Below are 9267 nucleotides of genomic sequence, written 5' to 3'. Positions count from 1 at the left end.
GGATTGGGGATTGGGGATTGGGCATGAAGAAGAGACAAAGGAGAGTGGGAGACGGAGAGACTTGTTCAATAATTCCCCCTTGTCCCCCTGCTCCCTGCTCCCTGCTTCCTCTCCCCTTAAGGTTCTACCCAGCGTTCATCTGCCTTAATGAGGTTAATTAATTCCTCTACGCCTTTTTCTTCCGGGACTTTTTTAATTTCTTCTCGACCACGATATAAGGAAATGTAACCAGGCGTTTTGCCAACATAACCATAGTCGGCATCTGCCATTTCGCCGGGGCCGTTGACAATGCAACCCATAACCGCTATGTCTAACCCAGTCAGGTGTTTAGTGGCTTCCCGGACTTTGTGTAACACTTCTTCTAGATTAAACAAAGTGCGCCCACAAGAAGGACAAGCGACGTATTCCACCATCGTTTTTCGCAATCCCAAAGCTTGGAGAATGCTGTAACAGACGGGAATCTCTTTTTCTGGTGCTTCTGTTAGTGAAACGCGAATTGTATCGCCAATGCCATCAGCAAGTAAGGTAGCAATACCCGCCGTAGATTTAATTCGCCCATATTCGCCATCACCAGCTTCGGTAACGCCTAAATGTAGCGGATAATCCATACCCAGTTCATCCATTCGCTTGGCGATCAGGCGATAGGCGGCTAGCATCACAGGTACTCGTGAGGCTTTCATGGAAATTACCAAGTTGCGAAAATCCAAGGATTCACAAATGCGAATGAATTCTATGGCAGATTCCACCATTCCTTCTGGGGTGTCACCGTAGGTAAATAGCATCCTCTCGGCGAGGGAACCGTGATTTACCCCAATTCGCATTGATTTACCTTGATCTCGCAAAGAAACTACTAGAGGTTCTAGAGTTTCGCGGATTTTATCGCCAATTTCGTCAAATTCGGATTGAGTATACTCGGTTCGATTGACGTTGGGCTTTTCAAAGACATACAACCCCGGATTAATCCGCACTTTTTCTATGTGCTTGGAGACTTCCAGTGCGATTTTTAGCCCATTATGATGGACATCAGCCACAACTGGCACGTCTTGGTAAGTTTTTATTAATTTTTGTTTAATTTCTGCTAAAGCTTTAGCATGAGCCATACTCGGCACTGTAACACGGACAATTTCGCAGCCAATTTCGTGCAGACGACGAATACCAGCTACGGAACCATCAATATCAAGGGTGTCTTCGTTAATCATTGACTGCACTACAACGGGGTAGCCACCGCCAATGGTGACATTTCCTACCTTTACGGGACGGGTTTTACGCCGCTTGATAGTCGTATCAAAGATAGGTTGACTTGATGCAGTATTTGAAGTATCTACTATGGGCAGAGTTTGCATAACCTGATCGGGTAAATTTGCAGTAGCTAAAAATATCAGATTTGATAAATCTCTGTTTCCCAGATTGCCACAGCTAGTGGCTCTTTTGGACGATTATGTAGAAAAAATTGGAGAATTGAGTCGGCAAAGAATTAAAAACTTTTCTAACTGAGCAGTGTTAGTGAGGTTTAACGACGCGATCGCTCTTTTACTGAGTTATAAGCACTACTAACGATGGCAGTAATTATTTGTCTGGTATATTTTCGCTGTTGTGATAGTTGTGTAGCAATGTACCAATACGTTTGATACTTTATGGAGATAACTGATTTTGACCTTTGTAAGCTTAATGCCTTTGGCATATCGCAACTACGGCTTACCGAAGCGATCGCGATCGTGCAGTTCGTCAAAATCGATGATTGGCCCCTTGGGTACAATTCGATTTGGATTAATCTCGGTCATACTCATGTAATAGCCGCGTTTAGTATAGTCTAGATTGCACGTTGCTTTGAATGGCTGACGCTGATATAGATCCTTTACATAATTCCAGAGGTTCGGATAGTCGAGAATTCGCCGCAAGTTGCACTTAAAATGACCGTAATACACTGAGTCGAAGCGATACAGCGTCACAAACATACAAATATCGGCTTCAGTGAGTTGAACGCCACATAAATAGCGCTGCTTGCTAAGAATGGTTTCCCAATGATCTAAATTCTCAAAGAGTTCAGTTACCGCATTTTCGTAGGCCGCTTGTGAAGTCGCAAAACCAGAGCGATATACACCAGCGTTGATTGGCATATAAATTGCATCGATCGTTTCATTAATCTTCTGTTGTAATTCGCGTGGGTATAAGTCTACTTTCTGTGTCGCCAATTCCTCAAACTCTACGTCAAACATCCGCATGATTTCACGAGATTCATTGTTGACGATAGTTTGAGTTTGCCGATCCCACAACACTGGAACAGTGACTCGCCCTGTATATTTGGGAGCAGCTTTCAGATAAATCTCTGACAAATATTTAGCATGACTCACCGAGTCAGGTATGGCTTCTAGCGGTGCAGAAAAGCTCCAGCCCAAGTCGCTTAGAATCAGATCGGCAATAGAGACTGAGATGGCATTATTCAACCCTTTGAGTTCTCGCATAATTAAGGTGCGATGCGCCCACGGACACGCTAAGGAAACGTAGAGGTGATAGCGTCCGCTTTCTGCCTTAAACCCACTAGAACCATCGGCGGTAACGCGATCGCGAAAGGTTGTTGGCATCTCATGGAACTCACCGCTTTGATTCTGCTCATTCTCATCGGTTATCCATTTACCTCCGACCATCATTCTTGATGCCATAATTCTCTCCTAAGCGTGATGGTGTAATTCTGACTTTGCTAGTTTAGTTAACTCGATAAAAGCGCTATCCAAATAGTAATGCAAGTCATTTTGCTAAATGATAGCGATTATTGTACAGATGCAGCAGTTTGCAAGTAAGTGAGGTAGAAAATGCAGAACTCACGCATCAGAAAGAGTTTCTGCCTCCTGCCCAAATAATGATTACTACCTGAGATAGAACTGGCGTTACCCATTTGGGAAGACTAAATATGAAAGCCTTCAAGATTTGTAGCATGGTTAGTATTCCTGGATACCACGTAACTGAAGAAATCTCCAATGGTTCGAGAACCCTAGTTTATCGAGAGTATCGAGAAACTGACTTTTCCCTCAAAGATGATTTTGGTTTTGATCGGAGGCGATATGTCGGGTATTTACAAGAGTTTTTAGCGATCGCTCGAAAAATTATAGTGGAAAAACATAGTGGTTCGATCCAATGCAACTCTTCTCCAGGGCAAGGTACGGAATTTGAGATATTAATTCCAGTTCAACAGTAAGCAGGAGAAACAAGTAATGCATAACACAGAATTCGAGCAAGAAATACTTTTTCTTCGTCAGCAAAACGCTCAGTTACAGCAACAACTGGCAAAATCCACCACAGAATTCAGTGCAGAAATCGCCCAATTAGAACAGAAACTTAGAGAATCAAAACAACTATTAGAAAGTAATTGTCAAGCAGAACTAACCTTCAAGGCTTCTCAAGCAGAATTACTAGCATTGTTTAACGCCATACCAGATGTGATTCTCATCCTTAATGCCGAAGGACGCTACCTCAAAATTGCTCCTAGCGGTGCGCCTTTACTATACCAACCACCTGCGGAACTAATAGGTAAAACCATGCACGAGGTTTTACCTTCTGCTTTTGCAGACTCTTTTCTCAACTGCATTCAACAGGCACTAAAAACCAAGAAAACTTTCAAAATCGAATATAGCTTGCCCATTGGCGATCAAGAAGTTTGGTTTGAGGCGAGTATTGCGCCAATGAGTGAGGATACTGTTGTTTGTGTAGCTAGGGATATTAGTAATGTTTACAACGAGCTTCGTCTACGCAAAGCAGCTGAGGCAACCTTAAGTCAACAAGAAGCTCAGTATCGCAGCATTTTTGAGACTGTGAATGATGGCATCAATGTTGTTGATTTAGATACAGGTAAGATTGTCGCTGCCAATCCCGCTTTTTGTCAGATGCATGGCTATTCTCAAGCAGAATTTTTCCACTTAAGTCCTACAGATTTTATTCATCCCGATTCTTTTCAGCAATTCGAGAAATTCATCAACACAATCAAGATAGGAGGTGAATTTCACACTCAGGCTGTAAATATTCGCAAAGATGGCACTTATTTTGATATAGAAGTTACAGGCAAACTATTGAACTACAATGGCAAACTTCATGCACTTTCGGTAGTGCGAGATATTAGCGAGCGTAAACTTGCTGAACAAGAGCAAAGAAGACTGCTAACTATTTTAGAAGCCACAACTGATATCGTCGGTATGGCTGATGCAGATGGAAATAGTTACTACCTAAACAAAGCAGGGCAGAAGATTTTACAAATTCCAGCCTCAGAAACTAACAAATTTCATATTAGCGAGGTTATAGGACTATCAATATTAGAAAAATTCCAGAATGAAATAATACCTACCGTAGTTCGAGAAGGGATTTGGTCTGGAGAATCTATATTTCGCTGTCGCAATGGTGAAGAGTTTCCAGTTTCCCAAGTGCTGATTGCCCACAAAAATGAACAAGGCGAAATAGAATTCTTCTCAACTATTGCCCGTGATATCCGCGATCGCCAACAAATCGAAGCCCAGCTTAGACAACACGCAGAAGATTTAGCCCAAACTCTTCAAGAACTCCAACGTACCCAAGCACAAATGATTCAGGCTGAAAAAATGTCTAGTCTGGGTCAACTCGTGGCCGGAGTCGCCCATGAAATCAATAACCCTGTCAATTTTATCCATGGTAATCTCAGCCATCTTGAAGAACATACCCAAGATTTATTACGGTTAATTAACTCATATCAAATCATTAACCCGCCTGAGTTTCAGAATGGTAATTGCTACTCTGGAGAAGCAAGCTACGCGTTAGCAGAGCGACTCAACCCACTGTTGACTTTATGTCAAGAAATTGACCTGGAATACATTCAGAAAGATTTACCAAAAATCTTGAATTCAATGAAAGTGGGAACTCAACGCATCCGTCAGATTGTCCTGTCACTGCGTACTTTCTCGCGCATGGATGAAGCCGAGTTTAAAGCTGTAGATATTCACGAAGGCATAGACAGTACCTTAATGATTTTGCAACATCGCCTCAAAGAAAAACCAGAATTTCCCGAAATTAATGTAATCAAAAACTACGGTAGCTTACCTTTAGTAGAATGCTACGCTGGACAACTGAATCAGGTGTTTATGAATATTTTTGCAAATGCTATTGATGCCTTAGAACAAAAAACAGACAATGAAGTTTCTCTACCCAAAATTACCATACATAGTACGTTAATAGATTCTCATTGGGTTAAAATCGCGATTGCCGACAATGGTTTAGGGATGCCAGAAGGAGTTGAAAAGCAGGTTTTTAATCCATTTTTTACCACCAAGCCTGTGGGTAAGGGAACAGGTATGGGAATGTCTATTAGTTATCAAATTATTACCGAAAAACATGGTGGCAAATTGGAGTGTTACTCAACACCAGGTCAAGGAACAGAGTTTGTAATTAAAATTCCAATTCGGCATTAGATAGGCATTGGGCAATTGGCGGCAATCAATCAGCATAGCAATGATTGTATTGTCTTAAGAATAAAAGGTGTTATGACTGCCGGACTACAAGTCGGGCAAATAGCCCTTCTTCTGCAATTAATTTTGAGAAATTACCCATCTGCACTACATTACCTGCATCAAGAACATAAATGCGGTCTGCATGACGAATTGTACTGAGGCGATGGGCAATCACCACTCTGGTAGCATTTAATTTGGCTAAACTTTCAGTTACAATTGCCTGGGTGCGATTATCCAGAGCGCTGGTTGCCTCATCCATTAAAATAATTTTGGGCTTTGCAACTAGCGATCGCGCAATCAATAATCTTTGCCGTTGTCCCCCAGAAAGATTAGTACCACCCTCAGCGATTATAGTATGCATTCCCATCGGCATTTGCTTGATATCATCAGCAAAGCCTGCCATCTGTGCAGCTTCCCAAGCTTCTTCTAGAGAAACCAAGGCTCCGGCGGTGATATTATCAAAAATTGAGCCAGTCCCGAATTTGCCATTTTGCAATACTACTCCCAACTGCCTGCGTACAGCCTGAAGTTCCAAATCTGCTAAGTCTTGGCCATCATAGTAGACACTGCCTGTTAGTGGAGTCTCAAATCCCAGTAACAACCGGAATATCGTTGATTTACCACTTCCAGAAGGGCCAATAATCGCCACAAACTCTCCTGGATCAGCATGGAAACTGACATTATTGAGAATTAAGTTGCCATGTTCCGAGTAGCGAAAACTCACATTTTCTAGGGCAATGCGACCACTTAATTGACCAGGGTTAACTTTGGTTGAGCCATCTTCAGGCTGCGATCGCCAAATCGGTTTTGCCCGTTCCCATATTGGTACAATCCCCCAAATCTCAGATACAGTATTGCTCAGGTCAATTATCCCTTTAATGAAAATTGTCAAAGCATAGTTAAAAGCAACAAATATACCAAGTGTGAGGCGTGGCTGTATCAACAGCATCGCCAATCCGAAAAGCAATATAGAACTGACTAAGGGTAGTGCTTCATTGAATACAGACATACCATCTTTAATCTGTTGCCAATTCGCCTTTAGTCGAATTTGCTGGCTATACTTTTTTGCCCAAGCAGCAAATGCCCGTTCTTCTGCCATTGCTACCCGCAGTTTGGCAATACCATTGATTAGTTGGACAGTGAGTCCCTGAATCGCGCCATTGAGTTCTTGCTGTTTGCGGGATTTCTTCACCAAGCGGAAACTTGCAACTGTTGTAACCGCAGCAGCAAAGATTGCTAAACCCACTCCCACCAGCGCTAATTGCCAGCTGTAAATAAACATCAACACTAAATTGAGTAAGGCAAAAACCCCACTCAACAACGTTTTTTGGGTAGCACCGCTCAGTTTTTGATGAATTTCCCTCACCGCCATAACGCGGTTAACTAAGTCTCCGGCGGTATACTGACGAAAAAACCTTGGACTTAATCTCAGCAGGCGATCCCAAATAGCTGGTTGCAATACGCTATCAGTGGCGCTTTCGACTCGGAGGGTAATAATACTTTGGGCAATTTGAAAAGCTAACTGCCCAAAGGCAACCGCAAACATTACCAATCCTATCTGCCACAGTAAAGCGCGATCGCTATCTGGAATGGCATTATTGATTAAAATTGCTGTTGCTTGTGGTGCAACCATTCCCAATATCGTCCCCAGTAGCCCCACTACTAAAATACTAGCGATATCTTTTTCATAACCTTTAACCCCAAACCGAAGTAAATCGATGGCTTTGAGTGCAACTTGGGGCAACGGTCGATACAGAACGTAGGCAGATGTTGTCAGTGTTTTTGCTACTGCCTCATTTACGGGGATGCGAGTTCGCGCAACTGGGTCAAAGATTACATAATCCCGCTTATCTGTGGGTAACAAAGCGACTGGGCGCTTTTCTGATTGGGTATAAGCTAGCATCGGCCCTTGATCTTGCCGCCACCAGCCACTTGCCAAAGTCACACGCCGGATACGAATTTGCGATGATTGGGCGATCGCTGCCACAGGGTCTTTAATTGAACTAAAATTATCCGCTGCTGGACGAATCTCAATTCCCAATGTCCGTCCAATTGCTCCCATTGCTACCAATAGAGGCGGTCCCTCTTGAGATACAGCTTCTTGCTGTGGTTGCAATACTGTTGCTAAGTCAGAGAGTGCGCCCTCAATTACTTGCTGATTAAGTTGCTCTCTTTGCTGAAACTGCCGAAATTCTGCTTCTGCTTGTTTGTTTACTAGCAAACTCAAGTAGTGAAAAAAATAAGTATGTGAACAGACTAAACCGCTACGTATTTCTTCATAACTTGGTAAATCTGCGGTTGTTAATACTTGTCCAATAACTGCATTTTCTGCCTCCAGCCACATCGCACTCGTGAGGGGAAAAGCTGGCGAGGCAGGATTCAACGTTAGTTCTTCAACTCCCATCCAGCTAACATTACCTTGTTGCAACTTCACCCACACAAGTGTTTGTTGCCACAGATGTAGTGCCTCACCAGCCGATAATGAAAAATCCTCTCCCGATGTCTGCACAATGTTTAATGGCGTTGTCACGACTGTTTGCTGGGCACTAAGAGACTGACTTAAATGATTTACCCAACCTTCTAAAAGCTTTATGGCTTGAGAATCAGCCGCCCCAATTCCCTGAACCAAATCAACCATTGACATCTGGCATAATTGTGTAGGTTCAATTGCGATCGCTACAAAACTCCACTTGCTTTCTTTCGGTAACAAAGCCGCACTAAACAATGCTTCTCCAGCGTTGACATGAAACAGATAGCGGCGCTGCTCCTTTAGTAAACTGTTATCAAGGAACGCTGGGCGCACAGGGCAGTCTTCTTCCTGCCTCCTGCCTCCTGCCGACGCTCGCGGACTCGCTAACGCTGCGCTATCCTGCCTCCTGCCTCCCTCAACAACTCCAGTCGCAAAAACAGCTAATGTTCCAGACTGCACTATCCATAGCGTTTCTGAGTCATTTAACAATACTGGTTCATTCGCCTGAAAGGAGTACAGTTTAGAAGAAGGATTCACCTGCGGGCCACTCATTGCTCAACTATGCCTCTGCTGCGTGGAGTAGGCGAACATAAGTTCCGCCTTGCTGCCATAATTCCTCATGGGTACCACTTTGGACAATTTTACCTTGGTCTAGAACAATAATTTTATGGCAATCACGAATTGTACTCAGGCGGTGGGCTACTACAATACATGAGCAACCACGCTGTCGCAAGTTACGGTTAATCATCAATTCGGTTTCTACATCGAGGGCGCTGGTTGCTTCATCCAGTACTAATATTGTGGGATTTCTCACCAAAGCGCGGGCGATTTCTAAACGTTGGCGTTGCCCACCACTGATATTCATACCGCCTTCAATTAATTCAAAGTCATATTTGGCAGGCATAGAAGCGATCGCATCATGAATGGCTGCATCCTGACAAGCTTGCACCAAATCAGCTTCTGGTACAGTTGAATCCCAAAGAGTGATATTATCTCGCACAGTCCCCGCAAATAAAAAGATATCCTGCTCAACCATTGCCAATGAGTTAGCCAATACAGAACGCTTAATTTGCGATCGCTCTACACCATCAAAACAGATTTCCCCTACCCAAGGCTGATAAAGACCGCAAATTAATTTAGCAATCGTAGATTTCCCTGAACCACTTCCCCCCACAAGCGCTATGCGTTGTCCAGGTTGAACAGTTAAGCTAAAACTCTCAATTAAGGCAGGTTCCACGCGACTGTAGCCAAAACTGATATTTCGTAATTCAATATGTCCCTGTAATTGCCACAGAGATGAAAAAGTAATTTCTCCCCCTGCCTCTGCTGCCA

General features: G+C 43.3%; 7 protein-coding genes. 2 read left to right on the top strand and 5 right to left on the bottom strand.

Translation table 11 applies throughout. The annotated features are described in order from the left end of the window. Positions 1-116 precede the first annotated feature (116 nt). From ispG to G1O98_RS33895, 3 genes are all read right to left on the bottom strand, one after another. Positions 117-1343, bottom strand: a complete 1227-nt coding sequence (gene ispG, locus G1O98_RS33905; RefSeq protein ID WP_163937909.1) for a (E)-4-hydroxy-3-methylbut-2-enyl-diphosphate synthase — start codon at positions 1341-1343, stop codon at positions 117-119. 167 nt (positions 1344-1510) lie between these two features. Next, a complete protein-coding gene (locus G1O98_RS33900; RefSeq protein ID WP_163937906.1) occupies positions 1511-1681 on the bottom strand; it encodes a hypothetical protein in 171 nt (56 codons plus the stop codon). Positions 1682-1688: 7 nt separating this feature from the next. After that, positions 1689-2660: a glutathione S-transferase family protein gene (locus tag G1O98_RS33895; RefSeq protein WP_163937903.1), complete on the bottom strand. Its 972-nt coding sequence runs from the start codon at positions 2658-2660 to the stop codon at positions 1689-1691. 248 nt (positions 2661-2908) lie between these two features. On the opposite strand from G1O98_RS33895, the gene G1O98_RS33890 reads away from it, so the two are divergent. Next, positions 2909-3193 (top strand): HAMP domain-containing histidine kinase, encoded by a 285-nt coding sequence (locus G1O98_RS33890; protein WP_163937900.1) that lies wholly within the window; start codon positions 2909-2911, stop codon positions 3191-3193. 16 nt (positions 3194-3209) lie between these two features. Continuing rightward, positions 3210-5426, top strand: a complete 2217-nt coding sequence (locus tag G1O98_RS33885) for a PAS domain S-box protein (RefSeq protein ID WP_163937898.1) — start codon at positions 3210-3212, stop codon at positions 5424-5426. A 70-nt stretch (positions 5427-5496) separates the two neighbouring features. Here G1O98_RS33885 and G1O98_RS33880 read toward each other — a convergent pair whose 3' ends face one another. Together G1O98_RS33880 and G1O98_RS33875 are read right to left on the bottom strand one after the other, a co-directional pair. Then, positions 5497-8487 carry an NHLP bacteriocin export ABC transporter permease/ATPase subunit gene (locus tag G1O98_RS33880; RefSeq protein ID WP_163937895.1) on the bottom strand — a complete coding sequence of 997 codons (2991 nt, stop codon included), beginning with the start codon at positions 8485-8487 and terminating at the stop codon, positions 5497-5499. Positions 8488-8494: 7 nt separating this feature from the next. Then, on the bottom strand, positions 8495-9267 hold a 773-nt coding region (locus G1O98_RS33875), incomplete at its 5' end, for an ATP-binding cassette domain-containing protein (protein ID WP_163937892.1).

Origin of the sequence: Nostoc sp. UIC 10630, from assembly GCF_010747425.1 — a bacterium.
Lineage (GTDB): Bacteria > Cyanobacteriota > Cyanobacteriia > Cyanobacteriales > Nostocaceae > Nostoc.
The sequence above is the reverse complement of the archived record's forward strand: the minus strand, read 5'-3'. Positions and strand labels throughout refer to the sequence as shown.